At 26.9% G+C, this 26,255-nt stretch carries 19 protein-coding genes and 1 tRNA gene; 7 read left to right on the top strand and 13 right to left on the bottom strand.

Features of this window, described 5'->3' with window-relative positions; all coding sequences use genetic code 11:
- Window positions 1-21 precede the first annotated feature (21 nt).
- Window positions 22-471, top strand: coding sequence for an Hsp20/alpha crystallin family protein (locus QMD25_02090; protein ID MDI6860791.1), 450 nt, complete (start codon window positions 22-24; stop codon window positions 469-471).
- A gap of 36 nt (window positions 472-507) precedes the next feature.
- Here QMD25_02090 and QMD25_02085 read toward each other — a convergent pair whose 3' ends face one another.
- Window positions 508-768 carry a phosphopantetheine-binding protein gene (locus tag QMD25_02085; protein MDI6860790.1) on the bottom strand — a complete coding sequence of 87 codons (261 nt, stop codon included), beginning with the start codon at window positions 766-768 and terminating at the stop codon, window positions 508-510.
- 49 nt (window positions 769-817) lie between these two features.
- Here QMD25_02085 and QMD25_02080 point away from each other — a divergent pair, with 49 nt between their 5' ends.
- From QMD25_02080 to QMD25_02070, 3 genes are read left to right on the top strand one after another with little or no spacing between them, the layout of a single operon-like run.
- A complete protein-coding gene (locus tag QMD25_02080) occupies window positions 818-3,985 on the top strand; it encodes a PAS domain S-box protein (GenBank protein MDI6860789.1) in 3,168 nt (1,055 codons plus the stop codon).
- A gap of 31 nt (window positions 3,986-4,016) precedes the next feature.
- On the top strand, window positions 4,017-4,487 hold the full coding sequence (locus QMD25_02075) for a redoxin domain-containing protein (GenBank protein MDI6860788.1): 471 nt from the start codon (window positions 4,017-4,019) through the stop codon (window positions 4,485-4,487).
- Entirely contained in the window at window positions 4,487-6,994 is a 2,508-nt protein-coding gene (locus QMD25_02070; protein MDI6860787.1) for a M14 family zinc carboxypeptidase, read from the top strand. The genes QMD25_02075 and QMD25_02070 overlap by 1 nt, the downstream gene beginning before the upstream one ends.
- A 1-nt stretch (window position 6,995) precedes the next feature.
- Here the strand turns inward: QMD25_02070 and QMD25_02065 are convergent, their stop codons facing one another.
- From QMD25_02065 to QMD25_02025, 9 genes are all read right to left on the bottom strand, one after another.
- Complete coding sequence (locus QMD25_02065; GenBank protein MDI6860786.1) at window positions 6,996-7,244, bottom strand: hypothetical protein; 249 nt, start codon at window positions 7,242-7,244, stop codon at window positions 6,996-6,998.
- 327 nt (window positions 7,245-7,571) lie between these two features.
- Complete coding sequence (locus QMD25_02060; protein ID MDI6860785.1) at window positions 7,572-9,368, bottom strand: DUF2207 domain-containing protein; 1,797 nt, start codon at window positions 9,366-9,368, stop codon at window positions 7,572-7,574.
- 53 nt (window positions 9,369-9,421) lie between these two features.
- Window positions 9,422-10,522: a threonine synthase gene (locus QMD25_02055; protein MDI6860784.1), complete on the bottom strand. Its 1,101-nt coding sequence runs from the start codon at window positions 10,520-10,522 to the stop codon at window positions 9,422-9,424.
- Entirely contained in the window at window positions 10,503-13,478 is a 2,976-nt protein-coding gene (locus QMD25_02050) for a PAS domain S-box protein (GenBank protein MDI6860783.1), read from the bottom strand. The genes QMD25_02055 and QMD25_02050 overlap by 20 nt, the downstream gene beginning before the upstream one ends.
- 104 nt (window positions 13,479-13,582) lie before the next feature.
- Window positions 13,583-13,667: transfer RNA gene (locus tag QMD25_02045), tRNA-Leu, on the bottom strand.
- A 13-nt stretch (window positions 13,668-13,680) separates the two neighbouring features.
- On the bottom strand, window positions 13,681-13,902 hold the full coding sequence (gene secG / locus QMD25_02040) for a preprotein translocase subunit SecG (GenBank protein ID MDI6860782.1): 222 nt from the start codon (window positions 13,900-13,902) through the stop codon (window positions 13,681-13,683).
- Window positions 13,899-16,490: an AAA family ATPase gene (locus QMD25_02035; GenBank protein ID MDI6860781.1), complete on the bottom strand. Its 2,592-nt coding sequence runs from the start codon at window positions 16,488-16,490 to the stop codon at window positions 13,899-13,901. Before QMD25_02035 ends, secG begins: the two co-directional genes overlap by 4 nt.
- A gap of 9 nt (window positions 16,491-16,499) precedes the next feature.
- Window positions 16,500-16,946, bottom strand: a complete 447-nt coding sequence (gene rpiB / locus QMD25_02030) for a ribose 5-phosphate isomerase B (GenBank protein ID MDI6860780.1) — start codon at window positions 16,944-16,946, stop codon at window positions 16,500-16,502.
- 4 nt (window positions 16,947-16,950) lie between these two features.
- A complete protein-coding gene (locus QMD25_02025) occupies window positions 16,951-18,171 on the bottom strand; it encodes an L-threonylcarbamoyladenylate synthase (protein ID MDI6860779.1) in 1,221 nt (406 codons plus the stop codon).
- A gap of 52 nt (window positions 18,172-18,223) precedes the next feature.
- Between QMD25_02025 and QMD25_02020 the strand changes: the two genes are divergently transcribed.
- Entirely contained in the window at window positions 18,224-20,803 is a 2,580-nt protein-coding gene (locus QMD25_02020; GenBank protein MDI6860778.1) for a cation-translocating P-type ATPase, read from the top strand.
- Here the strand turns inward: QMD25_02020 and QMD25_02015 are convergent.
- From QMD25_02015 to QMD25_02005, 3 genes are read right to left on the bottom strand one after another with little or no spacing between them, the layout of a single operon-like run.
- Window positions 20,780-21,511 (bottom strand): ZIP family metal transporter, encoded by a 732-nt coding sequence (locus QMD25_02015; GenBank protein MDI6860777.1) that lies wholly within the window; start codon window positions 21,509-21,511, stop codon window positions 20,780-20,782. The genes QMD25_02020 and QMD25_02015 overlap by 24 nt on opposite strands.
- 11 nt (window positions 21,512-21,522) lie before the next feature.
- A complete protein-coding gene (locus tag QMD25_02010; protein ID MDI6860776.1) occupies window positions 21,523-22,749 on the bottom strand; it encodes an aminotransferase class I/II-fold pyridoxal phosphate-dependent enzyme in 1,227 nt (408 codons plus the stop codon).
- On the bottom strand, window positions 22,736-23,707 hold the full coding sequence (locus QMD25_02005; protein ID MDI6860775.1) for an L-threonine 3-dehydrogenase: 972 nt from the start codon (window positions 23,705-23,707) through the stop codon (window positions 22,736-22,738). The genes QMD25_02010 and QMD25_02005 overlap by 14 nt, the downstream gene beginning before the upstream one ends.
- A gap of 102 nt (window positions 23,708-23,809) precedes the next feature.
- On the opposite strand from QMD25_02005, the gene QMD25_02000 reads away from it, so the two are divergent.
- Together QMD25_02000 and QMD25_01995 are read left to right on the top strand one after the other, a co-directional pair.
- Window positions 23,810-25,381 carry a DUF87 domain-containing protein gene (locus QMD25_02000; protein ID MDI6860774.1) on the top strand — a complete coding sequence of 524 codons (1,572 nt, stop codon included), beginning with the start codon at window positions 23,810-23,812 and terminating at the stop codon, window positions 25,379-25,381.
- A gap of 625 nt (window positions 25,382-26,006) precedes the next feature.
- Window positions 26,007-26,252 (top strand): hypothetical protein, encoded by a 246-nt coding sequence (locus tag QMD25_01995; GenBank protein ID MDI6860773.1) that lies wholly within the window; start codon window positions 26,007-26,009, stop codon window positions 26,250-26,252.
- The last annotated feature ends 3 nt before the right edge of the window (window positions 26,253-26,255 follow it).

Genomic DNA, 26,255 nt, shown 5'->3' with positions numbered 1-26,255 from the left:
TAATAAAAGGAGGTGATGTTTATGGCAATTAGAAGATGGGAACCATGGGACATTGATATCTTTTCAGACTTCGAAAAATTAAGAAGAGAAATTGATAGAATGTTTGAAGAGTTTATACCTTTAAGAAGAGAAAGAGAAATTACTTTCAGACCCAGTATTGACCTAATTGAAACAGATAATGAAGTAATTCTTAAGGCTGAACTCCCAGGTCTTAAGAAAGATAACATTGAAATCACAGTAACAGAGGATGAAGTTCATCTAAAAGGAGAAAAGAAAGAAGAAACTGAAACCAAAAAAGAGAATTACTTAAGAAAAGAGATCTGTTATGGTAAATTTGAAAGAGTTATCTCACTTCCAGCAGAAGTTGATCCAGAAAAAGTAGAAGCAGAATTTAAAGACGGTGTTTTAGAAATTAAAATGCCTAAAAAAGAAGAGGCTAAAAGAAAAATTAAGAAAATTGAATTAAAATAATTCAAAATATCTAAAAGGGGACCCTATTGGAGTTTTTTATCCATGGGGTTCCCCAATTTTTTTATATAAATACTCAACAACACTATTCAAATCAGATAATTTTTCTAAATCTTCATCCATAACCTCTATATTAAACTCTTTTTCAACCCTTTCAATCAAATCGAGGATATTTAATGAATCCATTTCAAGATCTTCAATAAATTTGGGATTTTCCTTTGCAAGAACTTTTGCTCTTTTTATATGAACACCATTAATAAGAATATCAAGAATTTTTTCTTTAATTTTTTCTTTATTCATAATCTCCTCCTTTAAACTAATTTTACATTATAATATAATTAATTTAAAAATGGAATTAAAGAAAAAGTTTGAGGATAGTTTAAAAGAAAGTTTTGAAAAGTTTAAAAGTTTTTTTTATAATCATCCTGAAGCACTTGTTTTTGTTGATGACAAGGGTTTTATTATTGATATTAATCCAAAGTTTACTGAAATTTTTGGATTTACTTTAGATGATCTTAAAGGCAAAAATATAAATGATACTTTTTTTGTTCCAGAAGAGTTGAAAGATGAAGGAAAAAAACTTGATGAGATTGCTCTAAAAACTGGATATGTAAATTTTGAAACAAAAAGAAAAAGGAAAGATGGAACAGTTATTCCTGTCTCTATATCTGGTTCCCCAATTATTATAAATGGTGAAATAAAAGGAATCATTGGCCTTTATATTGATTTATCTGAGAAAAAAAGAAGAGAAGAAGAATTAAAATTTCTCTCAACTCATGACACACTTACAGGTTTATATAACAAAGCCTTTTTTGAGGAAAAATTTAATATTGAAAAAGAAAGAGCAAAAAGATATAATGAAAAACTTGCAATTTTATTTGTTGATTTATATGAGTTTAAATATATAAATGATAAGTATGGACATAGTTTCGGTGATATAGTTTTAAAAGAAATTGCAAAAAAATTTGAAAAGAATTTAAGAAAATATGATTTAATTGCAAGAGCAGGTGGAGATGAATTTTTAATTCTCGTAACGAATATCAAAGATATAGACTGTTTAATATCAATTACAAAAAGGTTTATAAACAATATTTTTGATAATCTAATTATAAATGAAATTAAAGTTGATACTGGAGTGAATATTGGAATATCAATATATCCAGATGATGGAGAAGAATTGGATGAACTGATTAAGAAGGCAGATATGGCCATGTATCATGCAAAATCTATTGGAAAAAATATTTTTTCTTTTTATTCAAAAGAGTTAAATATTGAATCTAAAATTTCAGAACCAAGAAAAATAGAGAGAAAATTTGAATCAATTTTCAATAATATTCCAATTGGAATAATTGTTTTTGAAAAAAATAGAATAATAAATTTTGTGAATAAAAAGGGAGAGGAGATTTTAGGGTATGAAAGAGAGGAAATAATTGGGAAAGATATAAAAGAGTTATTTAACATTAAATATGATGAAAAGTTAGAAGAATTTTTTGAAAATAAATTAAGCGAATACAAATTAGAAATAGAATATAAAAATAAAGAAAACATTAAAATTTTAAATTTAACTTTTTACCTAATTTTCGATAAAGATTATAATTTATATTACTATCTTCTCACTATAAACGATATAACAAAAGAAAAATTTTTAACTCATGAATTAAAAAGAGAGAAAGACTTTTCATTAATTTTACTTGATAACATTGAAGCAATAGTAACGATTGAAGATTTAGATGGTAATATCTTGTACATAAATAAAAAGGGAGAGGAGATTTTAGGGTATGAAAGAGAGGAAATAATTGGGAAAAGTTGGGTTGATTATTTTACACCAGAATATTATAAAGATAAATTGAAGATATTTTATGATAAATTAAAAAAAGGAGAAATTGAAGAAGTAAAAGTTAATATAAATCCTATTAAATCAAAAAATGGAGAAGAGAAAATTATCTTATGGAAAAATAGTTTTATATTGGATCAAAAAGGAGAAAAGAAATTACTCTCATCTGGTATTGATATAACAAAAGAGTTAAAATTCCAAAAAGCATTAAGAGAAAAGGAAGAACTATTAAATAAAATATTAGATACATCTGATGAGATAATTTTTATAAAAGATATAAATGGAAAATATATATATGTAAATGAAACATTTTCAAAAAAGTTTGATCTTCCTATAAACGAAATAATTAACAAATCTGACTTTGATTTATTTAGTGAAAATGAAGCAAAGAAAATTAAAGAAATTGATAAAAGTGTAATAGAAAGTAAAAATAAAATAACTACAGAAGATGTCTTAACTATAAATAACAAAACTCATATATTCAGAACAACTAAATCTCCAATTTTTGATGATTCTGGAAATGTAATAGGTATTGCTGGTTTTGCAGAAGATATAACTCAATTAAAACAGAAAGAGAAAGAAATTGAAAATTTAATTGGAGCATTAAATGAAGAGTTGTATATTCAAAATAAAATAAGAAAAATAATAAACATGCTTATTTCTCAAAAGAATTTAGATGAATTATTAAAATTATTTATTAAGGAAATTGAAGATATTGTTAAATCAGATTGTTCAGATATTGCATTAATTGAAGGAATGAGAGTAAAAACTAAAATTTATAAAGGGTTTGAGAAATATGGTATTGAAAATTTCATTAAAAATTTAGAAATTGACATTAACGACTCTCCTTCAAATCTTTTGGTTTTAGAAAATAAAAAACCATTAATTATAAATGATACCTCAAAAGACAAAACATTGTCATGTTTAGTAAAAATACCAATTATAAAGTCTTTCATGAATATCCCCATCATTGTTGGGGATAAAGTAATAGGTTTTTTGAGATTAGTAAGTGAAAAAGAAAATGCGTTTTCTCAAAGAGATGCAGAAAGATTATTAATTCTTGCAGGATCATTAGGTTTAGCAATTGAAAATATAAGAAATTTAGAAAAAGTAAATAAATTTTTAAATCAAATTCTTCATTTAATTGACAAAATTGCCGAATTAAAAGATCCCTATACTCATGGACACCAAGAAAAGGTAAATAAACTTGCAGTTCAAATAGGTGAGAAGTTAAAATTAAGTCATGATGAAATTGAAAATTTAAAAATTGCATCGCTCATCCATGATATTGGAAAACTAATTCTTCCCTTTGAAATCTTAACAAAACCATCAAAACTAACTGAAAAGGAGTATGAAATTATTAAAGAACATCCAAGATATGGTTATGAACTTATTAAAGATTTTGATTTACCTGAAGAGATAAAATTAGCAATTCTTCAACATCATGAAAGGTTAAATGGTTCAGGATATCCTTTTGGTTTAAAAGATGATGAAATTCTTCTTGAAGCAAGAATAATTGCTGTTTGTGATGTTTTTGAAGCAATGACTTCACATAGACCATATAGACCAGCATATAGTGTGGAGGATGCTTTAAAAGAGTTAAAAGAAAATAAAGGAATTTTATATGACCCTCAAGTTGTTGATGCTTTAATTGAACTTTACAATGAAGGCAAATTAGTTTAAAATTAAAACAATTATAAAAGGAGGAAGAATTATGGAAACGACAACATTAAAGATAGGAAATAAATTTATAGATTTTACATTAAAAGATCAAAATGGAGAAAAAATAACTTTATCAAATTTTTTAGGAAAAAGAGTTCTTCTTTCATTTCATCCTCTTGCCTGGACATCAATATGTGAACAACAAATGAAGGATCTTGAGAAAAATTATGACGAATTTTTAAAATTCAATACAATACCATTTGGAATAAGTGTTGATCCACAACCAACTAAAAAAGCATGGGCAGAACATATGAAACTTAAAAATTTAAAAATACTTTCAGATTTTTGGCCCCATGGTGATATTTCAAAACTTTATGGTGTGTTTAGAGATAAAGAGGGTTTTTCTGAAAGAGCAAATATTTTAATTAATGAAAAAGGGGATATTATTTTTATAAAAATATATGAATTGAGTAAATTACCAGAATTAATAGAAATTTTTGACTTTTTAAAATCACTTAAATAATGAAAAGGATAATCAAAAGATTTATTCTTTTATTAATAATATTTTCACTTATACCCTTAATTTCTCTTGTTAAAGCAAAAAATCCATATTTTCTTATATTACTTGAAAATAAATTAGATAGAGAGCCTTCGTCTTTAGAATTTATAAAAGAAACAGAAGATGGTTTTTTATATTTATACAATGGAACTCAGAGGATAAATGTTCCATATAAAATTGTAAGAGTAATTAGAGAAGACCCAATTGGATACCATAAATTAAACGATGTAATAGAAAAATTAAATTTTTATCATGAGAAATATAATGATATTACTGAATTAAAATCAATTGGTAAAACATTTGAAAATAGAGATATTTATGCCTTAAAAATTTCAAAAAAGGATAAAGAGGATAAACCTACTATTTTAATTGTAGGTTGCCATCATGCAAGAGAGTGGATGAGTGTTGAAATTCCAATGAAAATTATAGAGTATTTATTAAATAATTATGAATTAAATAAAGATGTTAAAAGGTGGATTGAAAATTTTGAAATTTGGGTAATCCCAATTTTAAATCCAGATGGTTTTGAATATTCTATTAAATATGACAGAATGTGGAGAAAAAATAGAACATTAAATTTTGATTCCTCAAGAGGAGTTGATAATAATAGAAACTATGGATTTATGTGGGGTTTATCGGATGGCTCTTCATCTATTCCTTCATCTGAAACATATAGAGGAAAAGCACCATTTTCAGAATTTGAAAATATGGCTATAAGAGATCTTGTTTATGAAAATCCCCCTTCAATTGCTCTATCATATCACTCATTTTCAGAACTTATTTTATACCCATGGGGTTATACAACTGAACCAACTCAAGATAAAGAACTTTTTGAAAATTTAGCAGTTGAAATGGCGAAAACAACTGGTCCACCAAATGATAATGATTATCCTGGACCATATGATTACTATCCTATGCAATCAAGTTCTCTTTATCCTACAAGTGGCGATCTTACTGATTTTTTATATGGAGAGATGGGTTCTCTTGCATTTACTATAGAACTAAATTCAGTACAGGAATTTTTTGATCCACCACCTGAATTAATCGAACCAACTTGGGAACAAACAAAAGGAATATTTTTTGTAGCAATGAATTATGTTGATAAATTAGGATTATTAAGATTAAAAATTGTAGATCAAGATGGAAATCCTTATGAAGGAGAGGTTTCAATTTTAGAAAAAAATTTAAAAAAGAAAACACAAAAAAAGGGTCTCTTTAACTATTTTTTAGAGGAAGGCGAATATACAATCTTAATAAAGGGAAGAAAATATAAAGTTAGTATTAAAAATGGAGAAGTATCAGAATACTTTATTAATTTAGGTGAGATAAAAATAGATAAAGAATTAATTGATTTTGGAGAGATAGAGTATAAAGAGAAAATTCCTTTTCAATTTGAAGTTGAAGGAGAAGGAATAATTGAAGCACCAGAGGAAATTATTTTACCAAAAAATGAATTTTCAGGAAAAGAAAAAATAAGTGGATATATAAAAATAGAAGATCCAATTTATGATAAAGATTATGAATTTATAATAAAACTAATTGGTAAAACTGATACAAAAGAAGTTTTAATAAAATTTAAATTTGTAAAAGATAGCACCCCACCAGAAATAAAATTTAATATTGAAGATGGTTTTATTACAAATAAAAATAGCATAACAATTTATGGAGAGACTGAAAAAGACGCAAGAGTTTATTTTTTAGAAAATGAAATTAAATTAAACGAAGAGGGAAAATTTTTTGTTGATATAAATTTAATTGAAGGAGAAAATGAAATCAAATTTAAAGCAATAGATAAGTTTGGAAATTCAAAAGAGTATTTACTAAAAATAGTCTGCGATCTAACACCACCTATAGTTGACTTTGATATTAAAGATGTTTTTAAAACAACTTCTAATATTTTAACTATAAAAGGTAAAGTTAATGAAAGGGTGAAAATTTATATAAATAGTATTGATTATGGTTTATTTGAAGGTGATAATTTTGAAATAGAAATACCTTTAAATGATGGTATCAATAAATTAAATATTGAAACTTACGATTTAGCAAAAAATAAAACTGTTGTATTAAAAACAGTTTATAAGGTCGAAAAGAAAACAGTTGAACTTTTTATAGGTAGTAAAAAAATATTTATAAATGGATTTGAAAAAGAGATTGATACTTCTCCATTCATCTTAAATGGAAGAACATATGTTCCAATAAGATTTTTATTAGAAGCACTTGGTGGAAATATTTCTTATAATGAAATAGATAAAAGCATTTCTTTTACTCTCTATGATAAAGTTGTTTTAATGTGGGTTGATAAGAAAAATTATTTAGTTAACTTCAAAGAATATTTTATGGATTCTTCTCCAATAATTGTAAAACCAGGAAGAGTTATGGTTCCATTAAGATTTATTGCTGAAGCTGTAGATGCAAAAGTTTTATGGGACAACCTACTTAAAAAGATAACAATAATTTATCCTTATATTTAATTTATTTTGTACCAACAACAATCAATCTTGATGCCTTATAATCATAAGGAGAACCATTTAGGTCTCCAAAAATTTCTACTTTTCTAAAACCACACTCTTTTAAAAGTGATTTTATTTCAAAAGCAGAGTATAATCTTAATTTAATAGTGAACTCTTTGATTTTTTTATCTTTAATAATAATCCATTTTGATTCAATTCTTTCAAAATCCCCTAAAATTTTCCTCTCTTCTAAAACAATAAAATCACCCACTTTATACCAATCTCTTGCTCTAAATATTCTTGCAAGAATCTCTTTTCCTATTAAATCAATTAGTAATTTTCCCTATAAAAATTTCTCATATCTTCTTTTATAAATTCTATATTCAAACCCTCTTCTTTACTCTTTTTTATAGCCATTTTTTATCTACTTCAAGAGAAGTATTCTTTATTCTATCTTCATTAAAAAATATTGGTTGCAATGTTTTCCAAAAATTTTCGTCCTCATACCATTTATATTCCGTAAATATCCTCCTCATGTTATTTTGGTGTCAGACACCAAATTAACATATTAATGATTAATGAGCAAATCATTATTTTTTTAGCCCATACCTCCACCAGATCCTCCACCTCCACCCCCTCCACCTCCTGAAAATCCTCCACCTCTTCCACCGCCAGAACTCCATGAACTTCTTGAAGTTTTGTAAGAGTGAGATGTTGCAGAAACTATATTTGTAATTGCAGAATTTATATAGTTTAATCCCTTATTAAAACTTGAAAAATGGGAAGTCCCAGCAAACCCTATTAATCTTCCATTTTCAATATCTTCTATTTGAGGAAATATAATTTTAAGTGCTTTAAGAACAGTTTTTGAAACACCCAAAACTGTTCCATAAATTAAATATTTTTCCCACAAAACTATAGATTTTGGACCATACTCTTTTAAATTTGAAAAATCACTTAAAAATCTTTTGAATGCCATCCACTTATCAAACTCTTCTTTACCTTTAAAAGATCTTCTTTTTATCGCAAAAAACCCAGTTATAAAGTATATCGGGGATAAAATTAACCAAATAAGATAAAAAAGGTTTCTAAATAAAACTGTTAAAATTATTGATAAGACTGGTATAATGCATCCTAAACCAATAGTGAATACGCTTTTCTTTTCACTAACTTTATCAAAAAAATCATAATTTTTAGATTCTTTTTTAATTTCTTCTTTGAATTTTTCAAAATTATAATAATATTTTTCTTTATTTTTTCTTATTTTATTATTAAGTTCTTTTATTGTAAATCTATCACCCTTATCAAATAAAATTTTATCAATCAATATTTTCTCAAATTCTGAAAGTAAACTCTCTTTCTTTTGATAGTTTCCTTTATCAAGAATAAAAGATAAATTTTTTGTTGAAGACGAACTCTCTTCTAAATCTATTATTCCTTGATGAATTAAATCCATTATTGTTGCTTTTAAAAAAGATTCTTGAAATGCACCAAAAGTGATAAGATGACCTAAAATTGCTGGTTTAATATCACTTGGTGGCTCTCTAAAATATTCATAATTTTTAGGAATATTAAATTCTTTTCCATATTTTAAATATTGATAAATTAAAAGAAAAATTAGTAAAAAGAAAACCAATAATGGTAACCAAATATTTATTTTTGCAAAAATTCTTTCTCTATTTGCCTCATTTGCCCATCTTGTCTCTTCTTTTATAACACTCTCTTTTATGTTTCCTTTATTTATGGTTTCAACAGTAAAATATGATGATGGAATTAGGACTCTTACTTCAACAAATTTATGTGGAGGGACATCATTAACATAAAGATAGATTGTTTTATCATCAATCTTTTTTATTTCTCCCCAAAGTGGCCCATGAGCCCAAATAAAATATTCATCTTTTGGAATTGGTGAAACAAGTCTTATATTTGATTCAAATTCGCCAATTTTTTTATCCCAACCCTCTCCTTGAAGTTTCCAATAAAATTCACCATAATCTTCATAAACATGAATTACACCTTTTAATTTATAAACAAATTTAAATGTTTTAGTTTCATCATTTGCAGTATAATAAAAATTAATTCTATAATAACTATCTCTATCCTCTATAAAATATGTATAGAGAATTTTACTTGTATCTTTTTTGTATAATATATCTCCTTCATAAATCTCAAAAAGTTCAAGAGATTCATAACCCTTTTTAGGTAAATCATAATAACCAAAAGTAAAATTTCCCTGAAATGTATAGGTTCTCTCTTCAATAAAATTTGCACTTCCATCTTTATTTAAAATTACATCGATTTTAACTTTTGGAATTGAATAATCTTTTGCAAAAGATGTGTTTAAGTCTACTATGAAAAATAATAAAAAAATTATTAAAAAAATTATTTTTTTCATAAGCATAACTCCTTTAAATAAATTTCTTTAATTTTATCATTTATTTTATTATTTCACAAAGATTTTAGACCACTTCCTGTTAAAACACAAATGATTTTCTCTTTTTTATTTAAATATTTAATATACTTTTTTAATCCTGCATACTGAACTGCTGATGTGGGCTCAACAAAAATACCTTTTTTAGCAAGTTCTTTTTGTGATAATAAAATTTCTTTTTCATTAACAGTAATTACCTCACCAGAAGTCTCATAAATTGCATTTAAAATCTCTTTTCCTCTTAATGGATTTGCTATTGCAATTCCTTCTGCAACTGTTTCTCTTTTTTCAAATTTTTGAATTTCAAAACTTTTATTTTTATAAGATTCATAAATAGGAGCACAATTTTCTGCTTGAACACAAATAAGTTTTGGAAATCTATCTAAAAGTTTACCTCTCTTTAAATCTTGTAAACCTTTATAAATTCCAAGAAGAAGAGATCCGTTTCCAACTGGAATTACAATTGAATCAGGAAGAGAAAATTCAAGTTGTTCAAAAATCTCATAAATAATTGTCTTTGTTCCTTGCAAAAAATAGGGATTTAAAAAGTGACTCGCATAATAAAAATCTTTTGCAAATTTTCTTGCTTCAATATGAACTTCTTCTCTTGATAAAGGTAAAATATGTAAATTTGCTCCAAAAATCTTTATTTGGTTTATTTTATTTTTTGAAGCACTTTCTGGAACAAAAATATCACACTCAATGCCCCCAAGCGCACAATAGGATGCAATTGATGCTCCAGCATTTCCAGAAGAATCTTCCACAACTCTTTTTATACCAAGTTCCTTAATTTTACTTATCAAAACAACTGAACCTCTATCTTTAAACGAACCTGTAGGAAATAAAAAATCGAGTTTAAAATATATTTCATTCTCCTCTATATTTAATTTTATTAATGGTGTAAAACCTTCATTAAAAGACACTATATTTTTTTCGTCTTTAATTGGTAAAAAATTTTTGTATCTAAGGAGGCAAAATTTTTTTGTATCAATAAGATTAATTTTAAATTCAACATCGAATTGCAAATCTAAAAAACCACCACAATCACAAATAACCTTTTTATCTTCCTCTTTATAAATTTTGCTACACTTGTTGCATTTAAGATTTATTTTTTCCATTTAAAAATTTTATGTTTATTTCATTATTTAAAATTAACTCTTCTAAAGCATTAACAACTTGAGGGTCATATAAAATTCCTTTATAATTTTTTAACTCTTTTAAAGCATCCTCCACACTATATGCTGGTCTATATGGTCTATGTGAAGTCATTGCTTCAAAAACATCACAAACAGCAATTATTCTTGCTTCAAGAAGAATTTCATCATCTTTTAAACCAAAAGGATATCCTGAACCATTTAACCTTTCATGATGTTGAAGAACTATTTCTGCTATTGGTATAAAATTTTCAATTTTTTTAATTATTTCATATCCATTTTTAGAGTGCTCTTTTATAAGTGAAAATTCATTTTCTGAGAGTTTTCCACCTTTATTTAAAACTTCAACTGGAAGTGTTAATTTTCCAATATCATGTAAAAATGATGCAATTCTTATTTTTTCAATTGTTTCTTCTGGTAAATTCATCTTTTTTGCGATTTTTGTTGCAAGAAGGGCAACTCTTCTTTGATGACCTAAAGTATAGGGATCTTTTATTTCTGTTATTTTTGTTATTAGATTTAAAATATTTTCAAGAGATCTTGCGAGTTTTTCTCTACTTTCTTCAATTTCATGTTTCAACTTTTTTTCTTCGGTTATATCTTCAATTATTGCAAATTCAAATTGAAATTCACCATTCTCATCAAAAACTGCTGCACAATTTAATCTTGCATATATAATTTCTCCATCTTTTCTTATATATCTTTTTTCAATAGAATATGAGTCAATTTCTCTATTTATTAATTTTTTAAATAAATTCCAATCTTTATCTATATCTTCTGGATATGTATATTCTTTCCAAGAAACCTTTTTTATTTCATCTAAACTATATCCAATTATTTTTAAATATGCTTCATTTGATGCGATAATCTTTCCGTCTATATCACTCATTGTTATACCAACAGGTGATTTTTCAAAAAGGGTTCTAAATCTTTTCATGCTTTCCTGAACTGCTTTCTCTAACATTTTCTTTTCTGTTATATCTTCTATCATAGCAATTTCATAAAGGAAATCTCCTTTTTCATCATCTACTCTAACAACTTTAAGATTTATCCAAATTACTTTTCCATCTTTTCTAATTGCTCTTTTTTCAACTGAATAAGAATATAACTCTCCTTTTATTAATTTATTAAATTTTTCTAAATCTTCTTTTATATCTTCTGGATATGTTAACTCCATCCAAGTTTTATTTTTTAGTTCATCAACTTTATAACCCATGATCTCTTCATATTTTGGATTACAATATAAAATTTCACCGTTTTTACTAGTTAATGTAATACCAAGTGGAGCATTTTCAAAAAGGGTTCTAAATCTTTTCTCGCTTTCTTTTAGACTCTCCTCAAGGACTTTTCTTTTTGTTACATTTCTAAATATTCCCTCTATAGCAACTACATTTCCATTTTTATCTTTAATAAACCAATTATTTTGTTCTAAATAAACTATTTTTCCATCTTTTCTTATAAATCTTAAAACAATGGGGTCTTTTATCTCGCCTGATATAATTTTTTGGAGTAAAATTTTATCTTCAGGATGAACTATTTTAAAAAATAAATCAGGATCATTGTAATGCTCTTCTGGAGTATAACCTGTAATTTCAGTTACAATATTATTAATATACTCAAAACCTTTTTTTGGATAAAAAGCATATCTAAAAATAATGTCTCTTGAATTATCAAGAATTCTCTTATATTTTGCCTCTGTCTCAAAAAATTTTTCTTTTGTTTTTATACTTTCTGTTATATCAGTTATAATACCTTGAACTATCTTGACTTCAGGAATTTCAATTTTTAAAATTGATAAATTTATGCTTACCCATTTTATTTCACCACTTTTAGTAATTATTCTAAAAATTTCAGTTAAGGTCTTATCTTTTAATTCATAAACATCTAAAAATAATTTTTTAATTTTTTCATAATCTTCTTTATGAATTAAAGATTTGAGGTCATTCCTTTCTTTTAAAATTTCATCTTTTTTATAACCAGTAATTTCTTCAAAATTTCCTTCAATTTCAATTATTTTTATTTTTTCTCTTTCAAGTGTTATTGTAAAAACAAAACCTTTAATGTTTTTAATTAATGAAGTTCTTTCATTTTCACTTTTTAATCTTTCAATTACATAAGAAATTTGCTTACTTAAAAATGAGATTAAATTTAAATCATCTTCATCATAAGTTATATCTTTATCATAACTTTGAAGTGCTATAACTCCAATTAATTTATCGAAAACTCTTAGGGGAGCACCTATATAATATTCAGGACATGTTCCATAAAAAATAAGTTTTCCCTCTTCTCTCAATTTTTCTATTTCTTCTCTTTTTAAAAGAGTTGGCTCGCCTCTTTCTAAAATATATTCTGTGATTCCGCCTCTTCTTTTTCTTGGTGTGGGTTTCTCATCTTTTAAATCAACGAAATATGGAAAATAGATATAATCTCCACTCTCATCTATTAAAGAAATATAAAAATTTTCTGCATAAATATACTCTTTTAACAACTTATGAATCTCTTCCAATAACTCTTGAAGATTTTTTACTCTAAAGGCTAAATTTGATATCTCATAAAGAATTTTGTTTAAAGTTTCTTTTTTAATCTTTTCAGAAATATCATATAAAATCAATAAATTCTTATTAATTTCAAGATTAACTAATACACTTTTAAAAGTTTTAACATTACCACTTTTATCTTTTAATTTAATTTTAAAAATTTTCTGTTCATTTATTGTCATATTCTTTTTAAATTCTAAATATTCTTTTTCATCTAAAAAAAATTCTTTTATCTCTTTCCCAATCAATTCTTCCTCTTTGAAATTTAAAATTTTATAAAAATTTTTACTGATAGATTTTATCTTTTCATTTTCCAAAATAAATGAGACATGATTTTCTAAATTATCAAAAATATGAACTATTGATTCGTTAATTTTATTCATTAATCTAATTATAACAAAATTAAAATTTTATACAAATAATAAAGAAAATTTATTTAGATATGTTGAAAAATTGGAAAAAATTTATATTAGAAAATTTATGATTTTGGTGCCGGGACCGGGACTTGAACCCGGACGGGTCTCCCCATACGCACCTCAAACGTACGCGTCTGCCAATTCCGCCATCCCGGCATCAAAATAAAAATTATACCCCTAAAATTGTTAAAGTCAAGGAGAGAATTCCAAAAGCAATTGCGCCAACAAGTGCAATTTTACTTAAGATTGCGTCTTTCCTTTTTTGAAGATGAAATAGGTGTGCACCACCAGAAATTGCTCCTAATCCTGCTCCTTTTGGTGTTTGAAACATAATTGAAAGAATAGTAACTAAACATACAATGAGTTGAATGAATAATAAAAGTTCTCTCACTCTTTTACCTCCTTCTTAAAAATAAACTTATCATTTTCAAAATCAACTATTATTGTATCACCTTTTTCAAATTCTTTATCAAGCAATCTTTTTGCAATTTCATTTTCAATCTCTCTTTGAATTGTTCTTCTTAATGGTCTTGCACCAAAAATTGGATCAAATCCAATTTCAGCAATTTTTTCAGTTGCTCTGTCTGTGAGTTTTAAATCAATTCCTTGAGACATAAGTGTTTTTCTAACTCTTTCAATCAAAAGATTAACTATTTCTTTAATTTGATCTTTTGTTAATTTATGAAAAACAATTATTTCATCAATTCTATTTAAAAATTCTGGTCTAAACTTATATTTAAGAAGTTCTAAAACTTCTTTTTTTGCTTTCTCAAAATTCTCTTTGTCATTTGGATCAACTTTCAAAAGAATATCACTTCCAAGATTAGAAGTCATAATTATTATTGTATTTTTGAAATCAACTGTTCTTCCTTTTGAATCAGTCAATCTTCCGTCATCTAAGATCTGTAAAAGTATGTTAAATACATCAGGATGTGCTTTTTCAATTTCATCAAGAAGTATAACAGAATACGGTCTTCTTCTTACTGCCTCAGTAAGTTGACCTCCTTCTTCAAAACCAACATAACCAGGAGGCGCTCCAATTAATTTAGAAACAGTATGTTTTTCCATAAATTCACTCATATCTAATCTTATCATCGCATTCTCATCTCCAAAAAGAAATTCTGCAAGAGTTTTTGCAAGTTCTGTTTTTCCTACACCAGTAGGACCTAAAAACAAAAATGAACCAATTGGTTTATTTGGATCTTTAAGTCCTGCTCTTGCTCTTCTTATTGCTTCTGAAACTGCTTTTATTGCTTCATCTTGTCCAATAATTCTTTTGTGTAAGTGCTCCTCCATTCTCTTTAATTTGCTGATCTCCTCTTCAACGAGTTTTGTTACAGGAATATTAGTCCACTCTGAGACAACTTGAGCAATATCCTCTTGAGTTACAACTGGAACTGATGATCCTTTTTCTTTATCCCACTTTTTCTTTAAATCTTCGATTTTCTTTTTTAATTCATCTTCAAGTTTTTTAAGTTTTGCTGCTTTTTCATAATCTTCAGTTTTAATCTTAGCCTCTTTTTCTCTTATAACTTTCTTTAATTCATCTTCAAGTTTTTTAAGTTCGTCAGGTTCTTTTTTAACATCAAATTTAACCTTTGAAGCTGCCTCATCAATTAAATCAATTGCTTTATCTGGTAAAAATCTATCTGTTATATATTTATCTGCTAAAATGGCTGCTTGAACTATTGCTTCATCTGTAATCTTAACTCCATGATGTGCTTCATATTTATCTCTTAAACCTTTTAAAATTTCAATTGTCTCCTCAACGGTTGGTTCAGAAACTAAAACTGGTTGAAATCTTCTTTCAAGAGCAGGATCTTTCTCAATATATTTTCTATATTCATTTATAGTTGTTGCGCCAATACATTGAAGTTCTCCTCTTGCAAGTGGAGGTTTAAGTATATTTGATGCATCAACTGCACCTTCTGCTCCACCTGCTCCAACAACTGTATGAAGTTCATCAATAAAAACAATAATCTCTCCTCGTGATTCTCTTATTTCATCAACTATCTTTTTTAACCTCTCTTCAAATTCTCCTCTATATTTAGTGCCAGCAACAATAGCAGGAATATCTAATGCAACAACTCTTTTGTCCTTTAAAATATCTGGAACTCTTCCTTGGACTATTCTTTGAGCAATTCCCTCAACAATTGCTGTTTTTCCAACTCCTGGTTCACCAATAAGAACTGGATTGTTTTTTGTTCTTCTTGACAATATTCTTAAAGTTCTTGCTATCTCTTTTTCTCTACCAATGACAGGATCAAGTTTACCTTCACGAGCAAGTTGAGTAAGATCTCTTGAAAATTGATCAAGTGTTGGTGTTTTGGTTTGTCTTTTCTCTTTTACTTTTCTTTCTTTTTTCTCAAGATAAGAAATTATTTTATCTCTGTTTAAACCTTTTTCTTTTAAAATTTTTGCAGCAACACCCTCTCCTTCATCAATTAAACCAAGAAGAAGGTGTTCTGGTCCGATATATTCACTTCCAAGTCCACTTGCTTCTTTTTGTGCAAGATCAATAACCCTTTTAACCCTAGGAGATAAAGATATCTCTTTTGGTTTTCTATCTTTCTTTTTCATAGTTGAAAGAACTTCTGTCTCAATTTCTTTAAGATCAAAATTTAAATCAAAAAGAAGATTTTTTACATAATCACTTCTTTTTAAAAGAGCAAGAAGAAGGTGTTCAGTTTTAATTTCCTCTTCTCCAAGTTCAGTTGCAATATTTTGTGATTCTAAAATAACCTCTTCTGCTTCACCAGTAAATTCATAAGTTATTGCACTTTCTCTTGGTGCTGAGAAAAATTTTGAAAACTCATCTTCAAAAAAGGAGTCAAATGGAGAAAAGAAAGAAAATTCATCTTTTATATACCCATGTTCTCTTGCACACTCTTCACAAATATGAATTACTTTCTTTTCTCCATCAACAATTCTTGTTATTGTATAATCTGCTTCTCTTTTATGACATATATCACAAATCATAGACTACCTCTATTTAAAATTTTTTTCTTCAATATCTTTTATCTTATTTAATCTTCTCTCATGTCTTTCACCCTCAAAACTCTCCTCTAAAAATGTTTTTACAATCTCAATTGCATCCTCTTTTTTTGTGGTTCTTCCTCCAATACATAAAACATTTGCGTTATTGTGTCTTCTTGATAAACTAGCAGTATTTTTATCATAACAAAGCGCTGCATAGATACCTTTAAATTTATTTGCTGTTATACTCATGCCTATTCCTGTGCCGCATATAAGAATTCCTAAATCAACCTCTTTTTTTAAAATTAGATCACAAACCTTTTTTGCAAAATCAGGGTAATCTGTTGATTCTGTTGAATTTGTTCCTACATCTATTGTGTCATGTTCAGTGCAAAGATATTTTTTTATCTCCTCTTTTAACTCAAAACCAGCATGATCTGATCCAATTGCTATTTTCATAAACTCACTCCTTTAAAATATTTATAATTTCTTCCTTTTTTATTTTTCCTTCTCTTAAAACATTTATATTTCCATCAACAACTTCAACAACAGTTGATGGAACTCCTCCTAACTCTCCTCCATCTACAATAAAATCAACAACTCCATTAAAAATTCTTTTTAAACCATCTAAATTTGTTGGTGTTTTTTCACCTGAAATATTTGCACTTGTTGTGGCAAGTGGAAAATCAAGGGATTTCAAGAGATTTATAATAAATTCGCTCTTTGGGATTCTAAATCCTAAAGTATCAAATTTTTTTAATGAAATTGAAAAATTTGGATCTTTTTTCTTTAAAACAATTGTTGTTTCTCCTGGAATAAACTTTTCTATTATTTTTCTACTTGATTCATCAACAACTCCATATCTTTCAATTTCTTTTTCATCTTTCACAAAAAGAACAAGGGGTTTACTAAGATCTCTTTTTTTAATTTTATATACTCTTTTTATTGCATCTTTATTCAAAGCATTACAACACAATCCATAAACTGTATCAGTTGGAATTATTCCAATTCCACCATTTTCAAGAAATTTTTTTATTTCATCAATATTTTCAAAATCAGCACTAAATATTTTTGTCTCTCTTATTTTCTCTTTTTCACCAAATTTTGACTCTACTCCAAAAATAATTCTTTCGATATTATCTTTGTGTCTTAAAATTCCTAAAATTGATAATAAAATTGAGAGAGTTGAGTATTCAAAATTTTTAAAAATAAGGAAAACAAATGGAAGTGTAATAAGAGAAACAATTGATGAAATTGAAACAATTCTTTTAACTATTAAGGTTATTATAAAAATAAAAATTTCGATCATTGCAACAACTGGGTTCAAGCCAATAATCATTCCGAGAGAAGATGCTATACCTTTTCCACCTTTAAATTTTAAAAAAATAGAAAAATCATGTCCTAAAACACCAGAAAAACCTGATAAAAATAGAAAAATTGGCTCAAAATGAAAAATATATTTACATATAAGAACTGGTATTAGACCTTTTGATAAATCAAAAAGACCAGAGAAAAGTGCAACTGAAAAACCTGCTACTCTTAAAACATTTGTTGCACCAATATTGCCACTACCAACTTTCCTAATATCTACCCCTTTTGTCTTTTTAACAAAAATAAGACCAAAAGGTATTGAACCATAAATATAAAAAATAAATAAAACTAAAATCTTTAATAAAATATTCATCAAATTTAATAATACCAAAAATTTGATAAAATATTAAAAGTCGGAGGTTATTTTGGAAAAGATATGGAAACTTAAAAAAGAAGAGATTAAATCAATTTTAAAAACAGATTTTGAGTTTGGTTTATCACAAGAAGAGGCAAAGGAGAGGCTTAAGATTTATGGATTTAATGAAATACCACCTAAAAAACCAAAATCAATATTTGTAAGGTTGTATTATCAGATTAAAAATTTTCTTGTTTTAATTTTAATTTTTTCTGCCATAATCTCTTTAATTTTAGGTGAATTAATTGATAGTTTAGCAATAATTGCAATTGTTATTATTAATGCTTTTATAGGAATTTATCAAGAGATAAATGCAGAAAAAAGTTTAAAAGCACTTAAAGAACTTTCTTCACCAACTTCAAAAGTTATAAGAGATGGAAAAATTATTCAAATAAAAACAAGAGAAATTGTCCCTGGAGACATTGTTGTGTTGGAAACAGGAGATAAAGTTGGTGCAGATTTAAGAGTTATAGAACAAAAAAATTTAAGGGTTGAGGAAGCCTTTTTAACTGGTGAATCATTTCCAGTTGATAAAACTCAAGAAGAAATTGAAAAAGATGATTTACCTATACATGATAGAAAAAATATTGTATTTTCTGGGTCAACAGTTGTATATGGAAGAGGAAAGGGTGTGGTTTTTGCAACAGGGGTTAACACTGAAATTGGAAAAATTGGAAAAATTCTTGAAGAGATTGAAGAAGAAAAAACTCCTCTTGAAATAAAACTTGATCAACTTGGAAAAAGTTTAGGACAACTATTTCTATTGGCTTGTCTTGGAATTTTTGTTTTATCAGTTATAAGGGGACTTCCATTTATAACTTCATTTATGACAGCAGTCGCTCTTGCAGTTGCTGCAGTTCCAGAAGGTCTTCCTGCAGTAGTAACTATTGTTCTTGCTCTTGGAGTAAAAGCAATGGCAATAAAAAAAGCAATTGTAAGAAATCTTTCTTCTGTTGAAACACTTGGTTCTGTTACAACAATCCTTTCAGATAAAACTGGAACTCTTACAAAAAATGAATTAAATGTAGTAAAAGAAGTTATTTTAGGTCCAAAAGATTTTTTTTATCTTGCAATTGTTTTATGTAATGATGCAAAAATTCAAGAGGGAGAAAGAGATTTTGGTGATCCAACAGAAGTTGCTCTCTTAAAGCATGCAGTTAAAAATGGTTTTGTAAAAGAAGATTTAGAGAAACGCTTTATTAGAATTGATGAAATTCAGTTTGATTCAGATAGAAAACTTATGTCAACAATAAATAGTGATGGAGAAAATAAATATGTCTTTACAAAAGGTGCTCCTGAAATTTTACTAAATAGATGTGAATTTTATCATGATGGAATTGAAATTAAACCAATAGAAGAAATTATTAATGATATTTTAATAGAAAATGAAAAGATGGGAAAAGAGGGATTAAGAGTTTTAGGTGTTGCATATAAAAGATTGGTAAATGAAAAGAGGGAAGATTATGAAAAAGATCTTATATTTTTAGGTTTAATTGCTATGGAAGATTCTCCAAGAGAAGAGGTTTATAAAGCAATAGAGAACTCAAAAAGAGCAGGAATTAAAGTAAAGATGGTTACAGGAGACCATAAAATTACAGCAATTAGTATTGGTAAAAAATTAAAAATAATTAATGATGATAATGAGGCAATTGATGAAAAAGAATTAAATAATGAAGAAAATTTAATTGAAATTATTAATAAGAAAAATGTTTTTGCAAGAGTTTCACCTCATACAAAACTTAAAATTGTAGAGGAGTTAAAAAATCTGGGAGAAAAAGTTGCTGTAACAGGCGATGGAATAAATGATGCATTAGCATTAAAAAAAGCAGATGTTGGAATAGCAATGGGAATAACTGGAACTGATGTTTCAAAAGAGGCATCAGATATCGTTTTAACAGATGATAATTTTGCAACAATTGTTGAGGCAATAAGAGAGGGAAGAAGAATATATTCAAACATTAAAAAGGTGGTTATGTTTCTATTGAGTTGTAATATTGGTGAAGTATTAATTATTCTATTTGCAACAATTATGAATTTACCAATTCCTTTTAAACCAATTCATCTTCTTTATCTAAATTTAATCTCAGATGCATTTCCTGCTCTTGCTCTTGGTGTTGAACCAGAAGAGGAGGGGATTATGGATTTACCACCAAGAAAACCAAATGAAAAAATTTTAAATAGGGGTAATTTAATTGGAATTTTAGCAAGTGCTCTTGTTGAGGCTCTTATTACGCTTTTTACTTTTATAAATATTTTAAAAAGTGGTGGAACTTTGGAACAAGCACAAACAGGGGCACTTATAACTTTAATAATTGCTGAATTAATAAGAGCATATGCAAATAAAACTGAATTTAAACCTATAAAATTAAAAAATATATTTAATAATAAATTTTTAAATTATTCTGTTTTTATTTCTATTGCTTTATCTCTTTTAATAATTTATGTTCCAATTTTTGATAAAGTTTTTTCTTTAACTCCTCTAAAACCTATCTTTTTTGAATATTTCCCCTTCTCTTTCCTTCCTGCAATAACATTTGAGTTTATAAAATATCTTCAATCTAAAAAACTATTCAAAGAAAATTTTAAATAAAATCATAATTAATATACCAATTAAAATAAATACAGTTTTTTCAATATTATTTTTTATAGAAACCTTTTTATGAAGTTCAGGAATTAAATCTGTAAGTGAAAGATATAAAAAATTTCCAGCAGTTAAACCTATAACATATGGAATTAAATCCTCAAATTTTTCTAACAAATAAAATCCAAAAACTCCTCCTAAAATTGATGTCAAAGCAACAATAAAGTTTAGTTTAAGAGCCCTTTTTGGCGTAAGTCCACCAAAAATTAAAACTCCATAATCTCCTAACTCTTGAGGCACTTCGTGAAAAATAATGTTAAGAGTCGAAATTATTCCAAGTTTAAAATTAACAAGATAACTTGAAGAAATTATAACTCCATCGATAAAATTATGAAGAGAATCACCAAGTAAATTGATTGGTATAAAAGTGTGTTCTTCACAACCAAATTCATGGCAATGTCTCCATTTTAAAAATGTTTCAAGGATGAAAAATAGAAAAATTCCAAAAACAATTGAGTAAATAGAATTTGTGTTTTCATTAAGAGATTCAGGAATAAGATGAAGAATTGCACCAGTAAGTAAGGCACCAGTTGAAAAACTTACAAGATAAAAACTTGTTTTTTCCAAATATTCAATTTTTTTATTTATAAAAAATATACCAATTAAAGAGATTAAACTAACAATTATAGTTGAAATTAAAATGTAAATTAAAATCATAAAAATAATTTTTATTTTTGGAAGAAGTTTTTTATAACTCCTAAAACATAATTTATATCATATTCTGTATGCTCATAAGTTACTTGAAATCTAATTAATTCTTCTCCTTTTGGAACTATTGGATAGTTTAAACCAGTAGATAAAACTCCGTTTTCCCTTAAATATTTAACAAGATTTTTCGTTTTTTCTGTGTCTCTTATTATAAGAGGAACAATAGGATGTTCACTTATAGTTGTTTCAAGTCCAAGAGAAACTATTCCATCTCTAAATTTTTTTGCAAGTTCTCTAACATATCTTATCATTCCTTTTCCTTCTTCGCTATCAATTATATTTATTGATTCAATTATTGCATTTGCTTCTCCTGGAGTTATTGGATTTGTATAAATATAAAAAGGTGCTTTTTCTCTTAAATAGTCAACAATAATTTTATCTGATACAAGATATCCACCATTTACTCCAAATGCTTTTCCAAAAGTTCCAATTAATATATCAACTTTTGTATTAAGCACCTCCTCAGTTCCTCTGCCACTCTCTCCAAAAATTCCAACTCCATGAGAATCATCTACAATAAGAATTACGCCTTCATCAAAATCTTTATCATATTTATTTGCTATTTCTTGTAGTTTATCAAGTGGAGCGTAGTCTCCTCTCATACTAAAAACTCCGTCAGTAATTATTAAAACTTTTTTTGCTTTTCCAATTTTCTCTTTTATTTTTTCTTCGCACTCTTTATAATCTAAATGTTTATAAATATCTTTATCTTTTGGCTTAGATAATCTTATTCCATTTATTATACAATTATGATTCAACTCATCACTTATAACATAAGTCTCTTCATCTATAAGAGAAAATAGAGTTCCAACAACACAACCATATGCAGAACTAAAAATTATCGCGTCTTCCCTTGAATGAAATCTTGCAACTTTTTCTTCAAGTACTTTATGAGGTTCATATGTTCCACTTATAAATCTTACTGCTCCTGGCCCAACACCAAATTTTTTAATTGCTTCCTCTTCCTTTTGTTTAACTCTTTCATTTAGATGAAGTGCAAGATATGAATTTGAGTTCATTCTGATATATTCTTTATCCTCTTCTCCTTTTAAAATATATCTATTTCCTTTAACCCCATCACACTTTTTAATATCTTGAATTATACTCTCTTTCCTTTTAACTATTCCCTTTTCATCAATCTCTTTTATTTTCTCTTCCAAAGACTTTTTTAATTTATTTAATGGCATAATCACCTCCTAAAAGTTTTTTGGTTAATTTTTCAATCATATCCTTCACCATATCTTGAAAAGAATACTTTGGATTAAAACCCCACTCTTCTTTTGCACATGTTGAATCAATAGATTTAGGCCATGAATCAGCAATACATTGTTTAATAGGATTAATCTCATATTCAATTTCAAATTCAGGGATATATTTTTTTATTTCTAAATATAGTTCTTTTGGAGAAAAACTCATACTTTGAATATTATAAGATGCTCTATGAATCAATTTTTTTGAATCTGCCTCCATTAAATCAACTGCTGCTTTTATTGCATCTGGCATATACATCATAGGAAGATATGTATCTTCCTTAAGGAAACATTTATATCTCTTATTTTTTATTGCTTCATAAAAAATTTCAACTGCATAATCTGTTGTCCCTCCCCCAGGTGGTGTAACATATGAAATGAGTCCAGGGTATCTAACTCCTCTTGTATCAACTCCATATTTATTATAATAATATTCACATAACAATTCTCCAGTAAGTTTAGTAATTCCATACATAGTTGTTGGTCTAATTATTGTTTCTTGTGGTGTGTTTTCCTTAGGAGATGAAGGACCAAATACAGCAATAGATGATGGATAAAAAATTTTACATTTATAATTTCTTCCAATTTCAAGAACATTAATAAGAGAATTCATATTAACATTCCAACATGACATTGGCGATTCTTCTCCTTTTGCTGATAAAATTGCTGATAAGTGATAAATTGTGTCTATCTGAAAATTTTTTACCACTCTCTCAATATCTTCATAATTTTGTGTATCTAAAAAAATAAATGGTCCTGACTCTTTTAATTCTTTGCTTGGCTCTCTCTTATGACCCGCTGCAATGACATTTTCACTTCCAAAAATTTCTCTTAAATATAAAGTAAGTTCTGAACCAATTTGTCCTGTTGCTCCTGTTACAAGGATTTTGCTCATAAATCCCTCCTTTTTTTAAAGAGAAAATTAACCATTAAAATTATATTAAATAAAAATCATTTTTACAATGCTTTATAATTATAATTAAAAGGAGGTGAAATAGTGGTTGATTTTGAAAAATTAGGATATTTTTATCTTGGGAAAAAGTATGACATAGAAAAAAATGAGGTATTCGATGAAATAATATTGTATGATTCCAAAGATCTTTTAACACATGGTATTTGCATTGGAATGACTGGAAGCGGGAAAACTGGTTTGTGTATTGGAATTTTAGAAGAGGCAGCTATTGATAATATACCATCTATTCTAATTGATCCAAAAGGCGATCTTGCAAATATTGCTCTACTTTTTGAAAATTTGTCACCTGAAGAATTTTTGCCATGGATAAATGAAGAAGAAGCTGCAAAAAAAGGATTAACAAAAGAAGAGTATGCAAAAGAGGTTTCTAAAATTTGGGAAGAAGGAATTAAAAAATGGGGTCAAAGTAAAGAGAGAATTAAAAAATTAAAAGAATCTGTTGACATTGTTATTTTTACTCCTGGAAGCAAAGCAGGGATTCCAGTCTCAATATTAAAATCTTTTGCATCTCCTCCAAAAGAAATTTTGGAGGATGAGGAGCTTTTAAGTGATAAAATTTTTTCGATAACATCAAGTTTATTAAGTTTGATTGGAATAGAAGGAGATCCATTAAAATCAAGAGATCACATTTTAATTTCAAAATTAATAGAAAATTATTGGAAAGAAAATAAAAGTTTATCCATAGAAACACTTATTCATGAAATTCAAAATCCAGTTATTAAAAAAATTGGAGTTATGGATATTGAAAATTTTTATCCATCAAAAGAAAGATACAACTTATCTCTTGCATTAAACAATCTTATTGCATCTCCATCTTTTAATCTATGGTTTGAAGGAGTTCCACTTGAAATAAATAAGATACTTTATTCAGAAAATGGAAAACCAAGAATTTCTATTTTTTATTTAGCACATTTAAATGAGAAAGAGAGAATGTTTTTTGTCTCGCTTTTATTTAATGAAATACTCTCATGGGTAAGAACTTTATCTGGAACAAATCATTTAAGAGCATTAATATATATGGATGAAATTTTTGGATACTTTCCACCAATTGCAAATCCTCCATCAAAAAAGCCTCTTCTTACTCTTTTAAAACAGGCACGTGCTTTTGGAGTTGGAATTCTCCTTTCAACACAAAATCCAGTTGATATTGATTATAAAGGTTTATCAAACATTGGTACATGGTTTATTGGAAGACTCCAGACAGAAAGAGACAAGGAAAAAGTTTTAGAAGGTTTAGACATTGCATCGCAAAATATAAATTTAAAATTTGATAGAAAGTTTTTTGATAAAGTTATATCTTCTTTAGGAAAAAGAATTTTTATTATGAATAATATTCATGAAAATGAACCAATTATTTTTGAAACAAGACATGTTTTATCATATTTAAGAGGGCCTTTGACAAAAGATCACATAAAAATTTTAATGTCCTCTAAAATAAAAGAGGGTGCTTTTGAAACCAAAAAAGAGTATAAAATGCCTTTTGAAATAAAAAATGTAATTCAAAAAGAGGAGATTAAAAAAGAAATTCCTATTGTTCCACCAACAATAACTCAATATTTTTTAAACTCTAAAAAAAATAATCTCAGAATCATCTAAATTAATTTATAAACCCTTCGTTTTAGGAAGTGCAATTGTTAATTTTAGTGACTCAAAAAAGGGATTAGATTATAATGTTGAAAAAATTCTGGCAGCAGAAATAAAAGACGCACCAATTCCAGTTGATTTTTCAAATTCATTTGAATTAAATATTAACTTAAATGAACTCTCTTCAAAACCAGAATCAGAAGCCTTTTTTGAAAACTTACCTAAACAAGCTTTTAATCCAAAAAATTATGATACTTGGAAAAAAGAGTTTATAAATCATATAAGGAATAATATAAATCTTGAAATTTATAAAAGTCCAACCTATAAAATTTACTCAAAACCAAATGAAAGTGAAAGTGAATTTAAAATAAGACTTGTTGAATTATCAAGAGATAAAAGAGAAGAAGAAAAAGAGAAGATAATCAAAAATTATGAAGAAAAGTTAAAGTCAATAGAAGAAAAATATAGAAAAGCATTACAAATTCTTGATAGAGAAAAGGATCAACTTCAGCAGAGAAAACTACAAACTACAATTTCATTTGGTGCAACAATTCTTGGCGCAATACTTGGTAGAAAAATCACAGGAGTTGGAAATATAGGAAGAGCAACAACTGCAGCAAGGGATGCAACAAGAATAATGAAAGAAGAGGAAGATATAAAGAGAGCAGAGGAGACAGTTCAAAAATATGAAAGTGAATTAAAGGAACTCGAAAAAGAGTTTCAGATAGAGATTCAAAAAATTGAAGAACGATTAGATCCATCAAAAGAGAGTTTTGAGAAAATTATTTTAAAACCATCAAAAACAGAGATAAATATAAGATTTTTCTCTCTTGTTTGGCTTCCATTTATTGAGAAAGAAGGGAATATAAATCCTGGTTGGTAATAA

This window comes from Caldisericia bacterium, from assembly GCA_030018355.1.
Classification (GTDB): domain Bacteria; phylum Caldisericota; class Caldisericia; order B22-G15; family B22-G15; genus JAAYUH01.
Note: the sequence above shows the minus strand (reverse complement) of the source record. Positions and strands in the feature narration are given on the sequence as shown.